Source organism: Mesorhizobium sp. M5C.F.Ca.IN.020.32.2.1 (genome assembly GCF_004023105.1).
Lineage (GTDB): Bacteria > Pseudomonadota > Alphaproteobacteria > Rhizobiales > Rhizobiaceae > Mesorhizobium > Mesorhizobium wenxiniae.
In genome coordinates this window covers 1-15,870 of record NZ_RZSX01000035.1, presented here as the reverse complement: position 1 = coordinate 15,870, position 15,870 = coordinate 1, and the positions used below count along the sequence as shown (strand labels likewise).

At 62.3% G+C, this 15,870-nt stretch carries 11 protein-coding genes and 1 pseudogene; 6 read left to right on the top strand and 6 right to left on the bottom strand.

Features of this window, described 5'->3' with window-relative positions; translation table 11 throughout:
* The 5 genes and pseudogenes from EOA86_RS39920 to EOA86_RS03160 form a co-directional block, all read left to right on the top strand.
* Nucleotides 1–117: pseudogene (locus EOA86_RS39920) on the top strand (ABC transporter permease); the annotation flags it as partial.
* On the top strand, nt 114–1,178 hold the full coding sequence (locus tag EOA86_RS03180) for an ABC transporter ATP-binding protein (RefSeq protein ID WP_128340688.1): 1,065 nt from the start codon (nt 114–116) through the stop codon (nt 1,176–1,178). The pseudogene EOA86_RS39920 and the gene EOA86_RS03180, both read left to right, overlap by 4 nt.
* A gap of 3 nt (nt 1,179–1,181) precedes the next feature.
* On the top strand, nt 1,182–1,943 hold the full coding sequence (locus EOA86_RS03175; RefSeq protein ID WP_128340687.1) for an MBL fold metallo-hydrolase: 762 nt from the start codon (nt 1,182–1,184) through the stop codon (nt 1,941–1,943).
* A 484-nt stretch (nt 1,944–2,427) separates the two neighbouring features.
* Entirely contained in the window at nt 2,428–3,198 is a 771-nt protein-coding gene (locus tag EOA86_RS03165; RefSeq protein WP_128340686.1) for an NAD kinase, read from the top strand.
* 191 nt (nt 3,199–3,389) lie between these two features.
* Complete coding sequence (locus EOA86_RS03160) at nt 3,390–5,000, top strand: DEAD/DEAH box helicase (protein WP_164891537.1); 1,611 nt, start codon at nt 3,390–3,392, stop codon at nt 4,998–5,000.
* A gap of 129 nt (nt 5,001–5,129) precedes the next feature.
* On the opposite strand, the gene EOA86_RS03155 is transcribed toward EOA86_RS03160, so the two are convergent.
* The 6 genes from EOA86_RS03155 to EOA86_RS03130 all read right to left on the bottom strand — a co-directional run bounded on the left by EOA86_RS03155 (nt 5,130) and on the right by EOA86_RS03130 (nt 12,578).
* The gene (locus EOA86_RS03155; protein WP_065008303.1) at nt 5,130–5,780 is read right to left on the bottom strand and encodes an OmpA family protein; all 651 of its coding nucleotides are present in this window, start codon (nt 5,778–5,780) and stop codon (nt 5,130–5,132) included.
* Nucleotides 5,781–5,956: 176 nt separating this feature from the next.
* A complete protein-coding gene (locus EOA86_RS03150) occupies nt 5,957–6,325 on the bottom strand; it encodes a GFA family protein (protein ID WP_065008302.1) in 369 nt (122 codons plus the stop codon).
* Nucleotides 6,326–6,529: 204 nt separating this feature from the next.
* Nucleotides 6,530–6,916 (bottom strand): hypothetical protein, encoded by a 387-nt coding sequence (locus EOA86_RS03145; RefSeq protein WP_065008216.1) that lies wholly within the window; start codon nt 6,914–6,916, stop codon nt 6,530–6,532.
* 442 nt (nt 6,917–7,358) lie between these two features.
* A protein-coding gene (gene prfB, locus EOA86_RS03140; protein ID WP_127211857.1) for a peptide chain release factor 2 occupies nt 7,359–8,490 on the bottom strand; the annotation gives its coding sequence in 2 pieces (ribosomal slippage) (nt 7,359–8,423 and nt 8,425–8,490; 1,131 coding nt in all).
* Nucleotides 8,491–8,631: 141 nt separating this feature from the next.
* Nucleotides 8,632–11,088, bottom strand: a complete 2,457-nt coding sequence (locus EOA86_RS03135) for a penicillin-binding protein 1A (protein WP_128340684.1) — start codon at nt 11,086–11,088, stop codon at nt 8,632–8,634.
* 212 nt (nt 11,089–11,300) lie between these two features.
* Nucleotides 11,301–12,578 (bottom strand): N-acetylmuramoyl-L-alanine amidase, encoded by a 1,278-nt coding sequence (locus tag EOA86_RS03130; protein ID WP_128340683.1) that lies wholly within the window; start codon nt 12,576–12,578, stop codon nt 11,301–11,303.
* Between the two features lie 672 nt (nt 12,579–13,250).
* Here EOA86_RS03130 and EOA86_RS03125 point away from each other — a divergent pair.
* The coding region (locus EOA86_RS03125) for a ribonuclease E/G (protein ID WP_245497100.1) at nt 13,251–15,870 on the top strand (2,620 nt) is incomplete at its 3' end.

The window sequence follows — 15,870 nt, the reverse complement described above, 5'->3', positions numbered from 1 at the left end:
CTGCTGCGCTCAGGCCTCAATCCCAAGACCAACGCCGTCGGCTCGCTGGTCTTCGCCGTCTCCATCGTGCTGGTGGTAATGTTCGAACTGATGCTGTTGCGGAGAAAGCCGGCATGACCGCGCCGCTGGTCGATATATGCTCTGTCTCGCATCGCTTCGGTCAGCAGACCGTGCTGAAGAACGTGTCGCTGCAAATCGAGCCGGGCAGCTACACGATCCTGCTCGGGCCGTCGGGCTCGGGCAAGACCACGCTGCTGTCCATTCTCGGCGGCTTCGTCGCGCCGAGCGAAGGCAAAGTGCTGATTCGCGGCGAGGACTGCACCGCCGTGCCACCTGCCAAACGCCCGACGACCACGGTGTTCCAGGACTATGCGCTGTTTCCGCATATGAGCGTCGGCGGCAATGTCGGCTTCGGCCTGCGCATGCAAGGCATCGATGCCGCGACGCGGAACGCGCGGGCGCGCGAGGCACTGGCGCTGGTCGGGCTGTCCACCGCTTTCGACAAGAAGCCGCACCAGCTTTCCGGCGGCCAGCGGCAGCGCGTCGCATTGGCCCGCGCCCTGGTGGTCGAGCCGGCCGTGCTGCTGCTCGATGAGCCGCTCGGCGCGCTCGACCTCAAATTGCGCCGGCAGATGCAGGACGAGCTAAAAGCGATCCAGAAGCGGGTCGGCACCGCCTTCATCCATGTCACCCACGACCAGGAAGAGGCAATGGCACTGGCCGACCATTGCGTGGTGATGAATGATGGGCGCATCGAGGACGAAGGGCCGCCAGAGCGCGTCTATGCGCGGCCGGCGACGCGCTTTTCCGCGACCTTCATGGGCGAAAGCACGCTGATATCCGGAGCGGTGACGGCGGCTAAGGACGGAACAATCACTGTCGCTACTCAGGTCGGACCGCTTTCGCTGACCGGCGCATTGCCGGCCGGGACGACTGTCGCTCTCGCCGTCCGTCCGGAACACCTTGTTCTCGGCGCGGCCGGCGGCGCTGTAGGGCTCGGCACGGCCAAGGTGAGCGACGTTGTGTTTCAAGGCAGCTTCAAGCGCGTGCTCGCCGTTTCTGCGCAGGACCCGGCGCTGCACTTCATCGCCAAGGTTGCCGCCGCTGCGGCCGTCCAGCCAGGCGACATCGTTGCCGTTTCGTGCGACGCTGGCGACATCATCCTTCTGGCGAGTTGAGCCATGGGCGCGCTTCCGGTCATCGACGCTCCGAATTGGTATGAAACCATCCGCATGGGCGATGGCGTGACGCTGATCCACGAGCCGTGGATCAAGCCGTTCTTCCGCTGCAACATCTGGCATGTGCGCGGTCGCGACCGCGATCTCCTGTTCGACACCGGCCTCGGCCATTTCAGCCTGCGGCGTCACGTGCCGCTGGTGACGGAGCGAAGGATCATTTGCGTTGCCAGCCACACGCATTTCGACCATATCGGCTGCCATCACGAATTTCCGGACCGATGCGTGCATCGGGCCGAGGCAGAAATCCTCGCCGATCCGCGCAATGAATGGACGGTTGCCGACCGCTACGCTACCGACGCAATGTTCGATGGAATGCCGCTAGGCTGGGACGCGGCGCGCTACCGGATCCTGCCGGCGCCGGCCGATCGCTTGCTCGGGCAAGGCGATGTCGTCGATCTCGGCGACCGTGCCTTCAAGGTAATCCACACTCCGGGTCATTCGCCCGGCGGCATCGCACTCTACGAGAGGAAGACCGGCATCCTGCTTTCCGGCGACATCGTCTATGACGGCCCGCTGATCGACGATGTCTATCATTCCGCCGTCGACGACTATGTCGAAACGCTGCTACGGATGCGCGAGCTCGATGTCGCGGTCGTGCATGGCGGTCACTTCCCGAGCTTCGGCAAGGTACGCTACCACCAGCTTATCGACGAGTATCTCGCACAAAAGCGGCAGGCCGGCTGTCATCTGCTGCAGGCGCGATAAGCACCGGTGTATCGCATAGCGAGAAGTGCTTGGGCGAAGTTCACAACGCCCTTTGCGGACACGGCGTGCCGGCGGCATCGCCGCAGCGTGAAGCCGTGGGTTGGGGTCTCAAACTCGTCTCTTCCGACTGGCGCACCAGTTGGGCAAAGGCAAGAGCAAAACTTCCCAGCATCAGGACGATGATAATCAGGCGTGTTACGGGCAATAGATCGGTCCTACTGGCTGGCCCCCACGCCGCCCATCCACTGCCGGCTAACATGATCGATCCGGCTTTACGAGAGTTTAATCCCCGTCTTAACCATCACATTCGCTTGTCACCCGATACGATGCGCGAGCGCCTGGCCAGCGCTCTTCCCGGCGCTGTGTCTAGGGCAGCCCATGCCTCCCTTTGCAGATTTGCCGTCCCATGCTAACCCGGCGCTGGCGCGGCCCAAGCAACCGGTCGCCACCAACCGGTCGCCATCCACATCGCCAATGGGAAGCCATGAGCAAAGCCGCCAGCCGTTTCGCCTTCGTCTCGTCCGACACCGCCGACGCCAAGGCGGCGCTGGAGAGCCTTTCGGAGCGCTATGGCCAGACGTCCATCGAGGATGCAGAGATCGTCGTCGCCCTCGGCGGTGACGGATTCCTGTTGCAGACCTTGCGCGACACGATGAGCACGGGAAAAAAAGTCTACGGCATGAACCGTGGCACCATTGGCTTCCTGATGAACGAGTATCGCGCCAGCGGTTTGACCGGGCGCATCGCGGCGGCCGTTGCCGAAACGATCCGTCCGCTGGAGATGCAGGCGGTGACGGCAGAGGGCGAAACGATTTCAGCGCTGGCGATCAACGAGGTTGCGCTGTGGCGCCAGTCCTACCAGACGGCCAAGATCCGGATCACAGTCGACGGGCAAGTGCGGCTCGAGGAATTGAACTGCGATGGCGTGATGATCGCGACGCCGGCCGGCTCGACCGCCTACAATCTGTCCGCGCACGGGCCGATCCTGCCGCTCGACGCGCCGCTGCTGGCGCTGACCCCGGTCAGTCCGTTTCGCCCGCGCCGCTGGTGCGGCGCGCTGCTTTCCAACAAGGCGACCGTTCGTTTCGACATTCTGGAGGCGGAAAAGCGGCCGGTGAACGCCGCCGACCACACCGAAGTGAAGGCCGTAACCTCGGTGACGGTGCGAGAATCGCCAACGGTGACGGCGACGCTGCTGTTCGATCCGAGCCACTCGTGGAACGAGCGTATTCTTGCCGAACAGTTCCGTTACTGAGCCGGTACAGCGACGGGCAGCTCGATTAAGAACGGCGATTAAGGTTACGACTTCACAATCACACCATTCCCCGCCCGTTTCTGTTGACAAATCGTGGGCTTGCGCCTACCTGCAATACCAATCTTGCAGGCGCGCGGCGCTTGCCGCGACTGCTTATGTTGCGCCCCCGAACCAGCCAAAGACAGCCAAACTTGTCCTCAGACGCCCAGATCGCTCAAGAAGCGTTGACCTTCACAGACCTCGGCCTGTCGCCGAAGGTCCTTTCCGCAGTCACCGATGCCGGTTACACCGAACCGACGCCGATCCAAGCCGGCGCCATACCGCACGCCTTGCTCGGCAAGGATATTTTGGGCATCGCCCAGACCGGCACCGGCAAGACGGCCTCGTTCGTGCTGCCGATGCTGACCCGGCTTGAAAAGGGCCGGGCCCGCGCCCGCATGCCGCGCACGCTGATCCTCGAGCCCACGCGCGAGCTTGCCGCGCAGGTCGAAGAGAATTTCATCAGATACGGCAAGAACCACAAGCTCAACATCGCGCTGCTGATCGGCGGCGTGTCGTTCGACGAGCAGGACAAGAAGCTGGAGCGCGGCGCCGACGTGCTGATCGCGACGCCCGGCCGCCTGCTCGACCACCGCGAGCGCGGAAAGCTTCTGCTCAACGGCGTCGAGATCCTGGTCATCGATGAGGCCGATCGCATGCTCGATATGGGCTTCATTCCCGACATCGAGCGCATCTGCGAGATGATCCCGTTCACGAGGCAGACGCTGTTCTTCTCGGCGACGATGCCGCCTGAGATCACCAAGCTCACCGAGAAATTCCTGCACGCGCCGGTGCGCGTCGAGGTTTCGAAAGCCGCGTCCGCCGCCACAAACATCATCCAGCGGCTGGTGAAATCCGGCTCGAAACCCTGGGACAAGCGCGAGACGCTGCGCAATCTGATAAGGGCCGAGGATGCGGAGTTGAAGAACGCCATCATCTTCTGCAACCGCAAGATCGAGGTCTCGGAGCTTTTCCGCTCGCTGCTGAAATATGATTTCGACGCCGGCGCGCTGCATGGCGACATGGACCAGCGCGCGCGCATGCAGATGCTGGCCAATTTCCGTGACGGCAAACTGCGCTACCTCGTTGCGTCGGACGTTGCGGCGCGCGGCCTCGACATCCCCGATGTCAGCCACGTCTTCAACTACGACGTGCCGATCCATGCCGAGGACTATGTCCACCGCATCGGCCGCACCGGCCGCGCCGGACGCTCGGGCAAATCCTTCACCATCGCCACCAAGTCCGACACCAAATACATCGACGCGATCGAACGGCTGATCGGCAACAAGATAGAGTGGCATGACGGCGATCTCTCGACGGTCGTCGCCAGCGAGGGCGGAGAGGACGATGCTCCCCGCCGTGGCCGCGGCGCCCCGCGCCGCGCCGGCCGCAAGGACGATGACCGCAAGGACAGGGGCGAACGCAAGCCACGCGAACGCCACGCCAAACAAAGTGAAGCTGCAGCACCGGCTGTGGCGCGCGAGGAACAGGCAGTGGCGGCCGAGACCGCGGTCGCCGATGCCGGTGAGCGACGCGCGCGCAAGGAAGCGATCCGCACGGAAAATGGCGAGCGCCAAGCTTCGCCCGAACGTAAGGCTTCGCCCGATCGCAATCGCAACGAACAGCGTGCGCCGGAACGTGGCGACACCAGGCCGCAGCGCGACGGCAATCGCCCTGCCCGCCATCGCCAGGAAGACAATGACGCGACCGTCGGATTCGGCGACGACATGCCCGCCTTCATGCGCATCGTCGCCAAGGTCTGATCAGATACCAGTCCGCCTTAAATCCAGAATACCTAAACGGAAACGGCCCCTTGCGGGGCCGTCTTCATGTTCGGGTTCGTATCTGAACATGATCTTTTCGAACCCGAAGGTCCGGGATCATGGTCCAGCTCAGGTGAGCGGTGAAAGCTGAATTTCGACGCGGCGGTTCTGAGCACGGCCGGCGGCCGTCGCATTGGAAGCGATCGGACGCGTCTTGCCGAAGCCGGTGACGGCGAAGCGGCGGGAATCGACGCCCTGCCCGGACAGATAGTTGGCAACGGCCAGCGCGCGGCGCTGCGACAGGTCGAAATTGTGCTCGTCGCCACCGGTCGAGTCGGTGTGGCCGAACACGTCGACGGTGGTCTGCCGGAACTTGTTCAGCACAAGTGCGACCGAATTCAGCACTTGATAGAAGCCGGGCTTCACCGCGTCCTGGTCGACGTTGAAGGTGATGTCGGACGGCATGTTGAGGATGATCTGGTCGCCGGTGCGGGTGACGCTGACGCCGGAGCCCTGAAGCTGCCGGCGCAGTTCGGCCTCGTTCTGGTCCATCGTGGCGCCGATGGCGCCGCCGGCGAGCGCGCCGACGCCAGCGCCGATCAGCGCATTACGGCGATCGTTGCCGCCGGCAAGCAGGCCGAGCCCTGCACCAGCCAGCGCGCCGATGCCGGCGCCGGCAGCAGTGTTGGAAACTTTCTGCTCTCCGGTGTACGGATCGGTTGTGGTGCAGGCACTCACGAGCACAGCCGTCGCCACGGCGACGAGCACAGTCTTTTTCATCGGGTAGTCCCTCTCCAAGCGTCGCGCCGACGGCGCGCCATATCAGCCCTTCCGGGCTCGTTGTAACATGAAATGCGGCGAAAAGCGGACGGGAAAAGCGGCTGCCTATGGCTTTTCCCGGGTGAATTCCACGGCCGCAATATTGCGCGATTTGATCGGCTACCAGAGATTATCGGTTACCAGAGATTTTTGCCGTCGATGACAACGACCTCGACTTGGCCGAGGTCGAAATCGTCGAACAGGCGCGAGTTCACGCTGATCTTCGGATTGTCGAAATCCGGCTTGCCGGTCGACCAGTCCGGCGTTTCGGTGAAGGTGCCGCAGCCGCAGGTGGCGCAGAAACCGTGTTTGATCGTTTTCGACCCCCACCGGTAGAACGAGACGTTCTTGAGCGGGCTGGTGAGCTTGAATTGCGACGGCGTGTAGTAGGCCCACAACGAGCCGCGCTTCGAGCAGAAGGAGCAGGTGCATTGCGTTACGGTTTGCGGCGCTTCCGAAACTTCGAACGTCGTCGCCCTGCAGTGGCAGCTTGCCTTTATGGTCATGAACGCCTCCCTCACGATTGCCTGCCGCCCGCACGGCAAAACAAACATAGAGAGACGTTCGCGACAACTGCCTGTCAGCAGGTGCCCGCGTCGGACGCGTGGCGCGCTTCAATCTTTTTGATGCCTGTCGTTATCCCAAAACCGCTGCGCATCCCGGGTCAGGCCATGGCTCAGGCCCTTCGGCAAGCTTTTGGGCGACAAGCATTAAAACGAAGACGGTGGCACGAACAGGCAAATGGTCTTTCCGTCGTTGGCGCCGGCGACCGAGCACCAGTGATATTCGCCATCGGGCGAATTCTTGATCCGCGCATCGCTGTAGGCCACGACCTCACCTGTCCCCTTGATGACATAGCCCTCCGGACGTTCGCTGATCGACGTCTGCGAGACCGCGCGGCAATCGTAACCAGAACAACAGGAGAATGGATAACTCCAGCCTTGCGGCCTCGCTGCAGTTGGCGTGGCGTCGTGCGCCAAAGCCGGCGCTGCAGATGCAATGATGGCGGCCGTCAGAGCCACCACCGCAATGATTGAATTCAGGAGGCGGCGCGCCGTCTGGACGGCTGAGGCCGATCGAGTGTTGAGAGCGGGCATGGGCGCAGTTCCTATCACCGAGTTATCAAGCGTTTCGCTTGCCCGTTCCCAGAACGTGTCTTCCCAGTGGCCGGATCGTCAGGTCGCAGATACGCCGCGTCCGGCCATAAATGCTTTTTCCCCCAGCCTTAGATGCTGGGCTGATTCCTTTGTTGGCGCAAGAAATTGCTGTGCAAACCGAGCGCCGACATCTGCAGCCGGAACCAGCCTGCCGCGGTTGACGAGAGTGACTTCATCAACCCCGGCAGATGGGATCGCAGATAACGAGATTCAGCTCGCAGTGGTTCCGGGCTAGGCGCCGGCAGGCTTGCAACATCTAGCCCGAAGGAAGAAGTCGTTGTGGAAAATTGGATGAAAAAACAAAGCCGTAAAGCGACCGCTCAATTAGAATGAGAGCCTGTTACTCTAGCGTGATGTTCCTGCTGCTTGGGGCGTAGGAGCTTCAGTCGATATCGGCCACCACTTCGCCGGCGCCGCCCTCGATGCGCTGCGACAGCGACGCCTCCATGAAATCGTCGAGGTCGCCATCCAGCACGCTCGACGGGCTTGTGCTCTCGACGCCTGTGCGAAGATCCTTCACCAGCTGATAGGGCTGCAGAACGTAGGAGCGGATCTGGTGGCCCCAGCCGATATCGCTCTTCGACGCTTCGGTGGCGTTCGCCACCGCCTCGCGCTTCTTCAGCTCTTCCTCGTAGAGCCGCGAGCGCAACATCTCCCAGGCCTTCGCCTTGTTCTTGTGCTGGGAGCGCTCGGCCTGGCAGGCGACCGCGATGCCGGTGGCGAGATGAGTGATGCGCACCGCCGAATCGGTGGTGTTGACGTGCTGACCGCCCGATCCGGACGAACGATAGGTGTCGATGCGGACATCCGATTCGGAAACGTCGATCTCGATCGTATCGTCGATCACGGGATAGACCCAAACGCTGGCAAAGGACGTGTGGCGGCGCGCATTGCTGTCGTAGGGCGAAATACGCACGAGACGGTGAACGCCGGATTCCGTCTTCAGCCAACCATAGGCATTGTGGCCCTTGATCAGCAGTGTGGCGGACTTTATGCCGGCCTCTTCGCCGTCATGCACTTCGAGCACCTCGACCTTGAAGCGCCGCCGCTCGGCCCAACGCGTGTACATGCGCAGAAGCATCGAGGCCCAGTCCTGGCTTTCGGTGCCGCCGGCGCCGGCATGGACTTCGAGATAACTGTCGTTGGCATCCGCCTCGCCCGAAAGCAGCGTCTCGATCTGGCGGGCCTTTGCTTCGCCGCGCATCGAGCGGATCGCCGCTTCCGCCTCGGCGACAACGCTCTCGTCGCCCTCTTCCTCGCCAAGTTCGATCAGGCCGATATTGTCCTCCAGCGCCTGGGTGAGGCCTTTGACCGCGGCGATGCCTTCCTCGAGGCCCTGGCGCTCACGCATCAGCTTCTGTGCCTCCAGCGGTTCGTTCCAGAGACTGGAATCCTCGGCCCGCACATTAAGGTACTCAAGCCGCTTTAAGGCTTGATCCCAGTCAAAGATGCCTCCTCAGCAGGGTTATCGCCTGCCTGATTTCGTCCACAATGTTCTGCGTTTCCGAGCGCATGGCTAGTCGTTTTGTCCTGTGCTGAAAATGGGGCGCTGTTGCTAAACAGAGCTGGGTTGGCGCGATACATAGGGACGGCACCGCCACCTGTAAAGCGAAATGGGCCGGCTTGAACGCCGGCCCAGAACACCATGTCCTATGTCAATATAACCCGCCGCCGCCGGACTGGATTGCTTGGTTGGCCTGTGGCGACAGCGCGCCGCCGGAGGCGTTGGAGCCGTCCGCACCCATGCCGATCACCCAATAGCTGTCGGCGGGGCCGGTGCCCGGCTTGAAAGCTTCGATAAAGGCGCCAGGGTCGCCTGGGTTGGCAGCCATGCCGGTCTTGCGATTGATGGCGATCAGCTTCATGCCTTCGGGAACCTGGAAATCGACATTGGGCGTGCCGTCCAGTGCCACGCGCATGAAGTCCTTGAAGATCGGCGCGGCGAGGCCGCCGCCGGTCGCGCCCTTGCCAAGACCTTTCGGCTGATCGTAGCCCATATAGAGGCCGACAACGAGATTGGGCGTATAGCCGATGAACCAGGTATCCTTCTCGTCGTTTGTCGTTCCGGTCTTGCCGGCGATGTGGCGGCCGAGTTCGGCGACCGTGGCGCCGGTACCGCGCTCGACGACGCCCTCCATCATCGAGGTGATCTGATAGGCAGTCATCGGATCGAGCACCTGCTCGGAATTGTCGATCAGTTCCGGCTCAGGCTGGTTCTGCCATTCGGCGGCGTTGCAATTTTCGCAGCCGCGTTCGTCCTGCCTGTACACCGTCTTGCCGTAGCGATCCTGGATGCGGTCGATCAGCGTCGGCTTGATCGACTTGCCACCGTTGGCCATGATCGAATAAGCCGACACCATGCGCATCACGGTGGTCTCGCCCGAACCCAGCGCCATCGGCAGATATGGCGCCAGACGGTCATAGACGCCGAAGCGCTCGGCATATTCGGCGACCAGCTTCATGCCCATGTCGTTGGCCAGCCGCACAGTCATCAGATTGCGCGACCTCTCGATGCCGGACCGCAAGGTCGCCGGGCCAGCTGTCCTTCCATCGTAGTTCTTCGGCGTCCAGGTCGTGTTGCCGCTCTTGATGGTGATCGGGCCGTCCATGATCACCGAAGCCGGCGTATAGCCATTGTCGAGGGCGGCCGAATAGACGATCGGCTTGAACGACGAACCCGGCTGCCGCATGGCCTGCGTGGCACGGTTGAATTCGGATTGCGAGTAGGAGAACCCGCCGACCATGGCCAGAACACGGCCGGTATGCGGATCCATGGCGATCATGCCACCTTCCACCTCGGGGGCCTGGCGTAGAATATAGGCCCCGTCCGTACCCTCTTTCTTCTGCACGAAGATAACGTCGCCCGGCTTCAGCACGTCCGCCGGCGATTTGGCCTTGACGGTCTTGCCGTCGACCACATGGCGCATGGCGAAGCTCATGTCGTCGCGGCTGACGGTGCCTTCGATGCGATCCTTGACGAGTTCGCCCGAGATCTGCCGGGTCGGCCGAAGGCCGATGGACAGGCCGCTCTCCGAGCTGTCGAGCACGACGGCGAGCGACCATTCGGGCACGTCGTCCAGTCCCTTGACTTCGCTCAAAGGCACGCCCCAGTCGCCGGATACGCTGATGGTCTTCACCGGCCCGCGATAGCCGCGCAGCGTATCGAACTTCATCAGGCCGTTCTGCATGGCTTTACGGGCGATGAGCTGCATCTTGGGATCGAGCGTCGTACGGACGGACAGGCCGCCCTCGTAGAGCGCATTCTCGCCGTAGCGCGCGCTGATCTGGCGACGCACTTCCTCGGTGAAGTATTCGCCGGCGAACAGATAGGTGCCGGAGCGGCGTGGCTTGACGCCGAGCGGCTCGGCCTTGGCCTTGGCGCCTTCCTCCTTCGTGACGTAGCCGTTGTCGACCATCTGGTCGATGACCCAGTTGCGGCGCTCGATGGCGCGATCAGCATATTTGAAGGGGTGATAGTTGGAGGGACCCTTCGGCAAAGCCGCCAGATAGGCCGCCTCCGCCACGGTGAGTTCATTCACCGCCTTGTCGAAATAAGTGAGCGCTGCGCCGGCGACGCCATAAGCGCCGAGCCCGAAGAAAATCTCGTTAAGGTAGAGCTCGAGAATACGATCCTTCGAATAGGCCTGCTCTATGCGGAAGGCGAGGATCATCTCCTTGATCTTGCGCTCGTAGGTCTGGTCCGAGGACAAAAGGAAGTTTTTCGCCACCTGCTGGGTGATCGTCGAGGCGCCGACCTGGCGCTTGCCCGAGCCGAAATTCTGCAGATTGACCATGACTGCGCGGCCAAGACCGGTCACGTCGATGCCGGGGTGATTGTAGAAATTCTTGTCCTCGGCAGACAGGAAGGCCGCCTTGACACGATCCGGCACCGCCTGGATCGGCAAATACAGGCGCCGCTCGCGCGCATATTCGGCCATCAGCGCACCGTCGGATGCATGGATGCGGGTCGTCACTGGCGGTTCATACTTGGCCAGCACCTCGTAGTCGGGCAGATCCTTCGACAAATGGCTGATATAGATCGCCACGCCCGCCGCGACCAAAAGGGCCAGCGCCGTGCCGATGCCGAAGAAATAGCCAATGAGACGAATCATGCCCGCTCCAGTCCTTGGTTCGGGAATTTCCTAAACGAAGCCGCCTTTCGCGCAAGCTTTCGAGACGATCCCGACCGGTAATCGAAAACCCATGTCGCCACCATGTGGGCAAAATGCGGCAGCCTGGAATTTCGGCTTCGAATGGCGAAAATATAAGAGCAAAGTGTTGTCGTCGTGCAACGCTGCCTCTGGTTGTGGCGAGGGCCGGCGTCTCAGCCTCCGGTTCCGGCTCCGGCCTTGGTTGAAGCGAACAGGGCGATCGCATTGGTTATGCTCTGGGCCGCCTTGCCGCGCCAATCGGCGCTGAGCAGTTGCGCCTCGTCCTTGGCGTTCGACAGATAGCCGAGTTCGACCAGCACGGAGGGGACATCCGGCGCCTTCAACACTTTGAAGCTGGCCGAACGCTGCGGATTGTTGATGAGGCCGACACTGGTGGAAAGCTGGCCGACCAAAGTCTGGGCGAAACTCATCGAGAAACTATGCGTCTCGCGCCGAATCAGGTCGATCAGGATGTCGGTCACTTCCTTGTTGTCGTCCTTGATTTCCATGCCGGCAAATTGGTCGGAAAGGTTTTCACGGTCGGCGAGCGCCTGCGCTTCCGGGTCGGAAGCCTTGTCGGAGACCGTGTAGACGGTTGCGCCGCGAAGGCCCTTGACCCTGATCGTGTCGGCGTGGATCGAAATGAGCAGATCGGCCTCGTGCTGGCGGGCTATGCGCACGCGGTCGTCCAGCCGCAGGAATTGATCTGTCTCGCGCGTCATGAACACGTCGTATTTGCCGACTGCGGCAAGTCTTTCCCGCAATTCGGTGGCGAAGGCGAGCGTGACGTTCTTCTCGACCGTGCCGTTCAGGCCCTCGGCGCCGCCGTCGATGCCGCCATGGCCTGGATCGATGACGACGGTGAAGCGATGGCCTGGATTGGAGACCGGGCCGGTGCCGACCCTGCCACCCTTGTCGGAGGAGACCGTCGAGCCGGTGGTCAGCGCCTGATTGGCAAGAGCGGCGTCGAACTCCCGCACGGACGCCGCCGACATGTCGATAGCGATGCGGTAGCCGCTGCTGTCATCGTTCTTGAGCACGTCGAGCCTGTCGACGGCGAACGGGCCCTTGCCGGTGAGAATCAGCCGCGACACCCCCTCGCCGAGATCGCCGTAGCGCACGCTCCTGACCAGGCCGCGCGCCTTCACATCCTTGGCATTGATGGCGAATTTCGTGCTTGGCAGGTCGACGACCAGACGGTGGGGGGCGCGCAGCAGAAACCATTTGACGTCGGGTTCGCGATCGAAATTCATGACGATGCGCATCTTGGTGGCGTCACCCGCCATTTTGTAGCTCGTCACCGCGAGCGGTGCGTCGGCAGCAAAGGAAACCGGCGAAAAGGCCAGGCAAGCGACAACCACCAACAGCAGACAAGCAGCGCGGAAGTAGGCAGCGTAGAAGAAAATGCCTCCGGCGCGACTGCTCTTGTGCGTGAAGACTGCCAGTCCCATCTCTTTCCAGTCGCTCCGGTTTGGCGCCAGGCGCCCAATCTTGTTTGTCGGAGTGTCGGCGTCTTGTCGAATGCCGGTTAGGCCGCGAACTCAATTAACGATTGGTATCCAGAGAAGGTTAACCAAGTCTTTTCATGCAAAGGCTTAAGCTGTGCTTCCGTTGCGGAACTGCTTTTTCCCGGCATCGGAAATCGGGGTTGCCTTCCAACCCGCCAAATCATAAAAGCGATGGTGGATCACTGCAATCCTGGAACCGTCCTTCTCCGCAGCTTCCTGCTACAGCTCAGATGAACGACGGCTCCTTTCGCTTCAGACGAAAAAGGTATCAGGTGATCGCGACGAATTTCGCAGGTGCGAGCCCGTGGCGGGGGAAGCGCCTGCGTGAGGAAAACGGCCGGGATTGTCCCGCGCCGGCTCTGTGTGAGCAAACAAGCTGGTCCGGTTTTCCCGGGCTTTGGTTCAAAAAGGTTCTGCTGGTTACGATGGCTTCAAGCGCAATCATGGAAAGGTCCGCAGCAAACCGCGCCATTATGGCTGCGGGCGGCACCGCCATGGCGCTCAAGCAGCGGCCGGCGGACATTCAATTGCCCGGCACCCATGTTCATCCACACTCACAGTGGCGGGCGTTGCCCCGCAAGCTGCGGCTGACGGCTGCCGGGGGGGAACGAAATAATGCCCAACAAGATGCTGATAGACGCCTCCCACCCGGAGGAAACACGTGTTGTCGTCGTTCGCGGTAACCGTATTGAAGAATTCGACTTTGAATCCCAGGACAAGAAGCAGCTCAAAGGAAATATCTACCTCGCCCGCGTAACGCGCGTCGAACCCTCGCTTCAGGCAGCCTTTGTCGAATATGGCGGCAACCGTCACGGTTTCCTCGCCTTCAGTGAAATTCATCCCGACTACTACCAGATTCCGGTCGCCGACCGTCAGGCGCTGTTGCGCGCAGAAGCGCAGGAGGCTGAAGACGAGGACGATGAGGATGGCGAAGGCGACGACCGCCAGAGCCGCGATCGCGGCCGGCGTGGACGCCGGCGCGGCGGCAAGAGCCGCGACCGGGGCGAGCACAAGCGTGATGCAGGTGCGGCCGATTCTGACGATTCTGTCGAGTCCAATGACAGCGGCTCCAATGAGGGCGGCGAACACGGCGAGGATGCGGTCGCGGATAACGCCGATGCCGTTTCGGAAAATGTCGACACGCCGTCCGATACTTCGGAACATGGCGAGGATGTCGCCAGTCATGCTGAGGCGAGTCATATTGAGACGAGCCATAACGAGACTGGGCCTTCCGAAGGCGGTCCAAATTCCCTCGCCGCCAGCATCGAAGCGGATGTGATTTCCGAAGCCGTGCCGCAGGCGGAGACGGCCGGCGAAGCCACGTCCACCGACAATGATCGCGGGATGCTGGAAGAGGTGCAGTCCTCGCATCCGGAGGACCATGAGGTCGAATCGGTCGGCGCCGAGGATGCGCTGGAAGAAGCGCGCAACCGCCGCAAGCCGGTGCGCCGCCAGTACAAGATCCAGGAAGTGATCAAGCGCCGCCAGATCCTCCTGGTGCAGGTCGTGAAAGAAGAGCGCGGCAACAAGGGCGCAGCGCTCACCACCTACCTGTCGCTTGCCGGCCGCTATTCGGTGCTGATGCCGAACACGGCGCGCGGCGGCGGCATCTCGCGCAAGATCACCAACGCACAGGACCGCAAGCGGCTGAAGGAGGTCGTCGCCGATCTCGAAGTGCCGCAGGGCATGGGCGTCATCCTGCGCACAGCCGGCGAAAGCCGTACCAAAGCCGAGATCAAGCGCGACTACGAATATCTGATGCGGCTTTGGGAAAACGTCCGCAATCTGACGCTGCAGTCCACGGCCCCTGCCCTGGTCTACGAAGAAGGCAGCCTGATCAAGCGCTCGGTGCGCGACCTCTACAACAAGGACATCGACGAGATCCTGGTCTCCGGCGAAGAGGGCTATCGCGAGGCCAAGGACTTCATGCGCATGCTGATGCCGAGCCACGCCAAGGTCGTGCAGCCGTTCCGCGACACGACTCCGATCTTCGTGCGCAATGGCATCGAGGCGCAGCTCGACCGCATGCTGCAGCCGCAGGTGACGCTGAAGAGCGGCGGCTACATCATCATCAACCAGACCGAGGCGCTGGTCGCCATCGACGTCAATTCGGGCCGCTCCACCAAGGAGCACTCGATCGAGGACACAGCGCTTCACACCAATCTGGAAGCGGCCGAGGAAGTCGCACGGCAGCTGAGGCTGCGCGATCTCGCCGGCCTGATCGTCATCGACTTCATCGACATGGAGGAGAACCGCAACAACCGCTCCGTCGAGAAGCGGCTGAAGGATCACCTCAAGAACGATCGCGCCCGCATCCAGGTCGGCCGCATCTCGCATTTCGGTCTGATGGAGATGTCGCGCCAGCGCATCCGTGCCAGCGTGCTGGAATCGACGATGAAGCCTTGCCCGCATTGCGGCGGTACCGGCCATGTGCGGTCCGATTCGTCTGTCGCGCTGATGGTTGTGCGGGCGATCGAGGAATTCCTCCTCAAGGATTCGCGCAGCCACATCACGGTGCGGACGCCGGCGGCGACCGCGCTCTATGTGCTCAACCACAAGCGCGGCACGCTGGTGGAACTCGAAAGCCGCTTCGGCCTGACCATCACCGTCGAAGCCGACGACACGGTCGGCGCCCAGCACTATGCGATCTTCCGCGGCGCGCTGGCTGAAAAGCCTGAAGGCTTCGTCGAGGTGCGCACCTTGCCCGCCTATGTCGAGCCGGAAGAGCCCGCCGACGAAACCGTCATTGAGGAGGAGGAAGACGAGGCCGTTGCACCGGCGGAGCAACCGCGCCAAGCTCAGCAGCCGCAGCAGCCAAGGCCAGGCGAGGATGGCGAAGGCCGCGACCGCAAGCGCCGCAAGCGCCGCAGACGGCGCGGCGGCAAGGATCGCGACCGCGAGCATGGCGCCCCCGTGGAAGTCGCGTCCCTCTCGGCCACAGCCGATGGCGTCTCCGAAGCCTCAAGCGATGAAGGCGCTGAAGCAGACCACGAGGACCAGGTCGGCGTCACCGAGGCGGTGGAAGCGTCGGATGACAGTCAAGAGCCTGATGAACGTCGGGGGCCGGATGAAGGTCAGGGCAAGAAGCGCCGGCGCGGCAAGCGCGGCGGCAAGCGCAATCGCCGTGAAGACGGCGAAGGCGAGGTCGATGCAGGCACTGCAGAATCGGCTGATGGCCCCGAAGGCGAAGTCTTGGAGGGCGTAACCGTCTCCAGCGAGCCGGTAGCAGCAATGC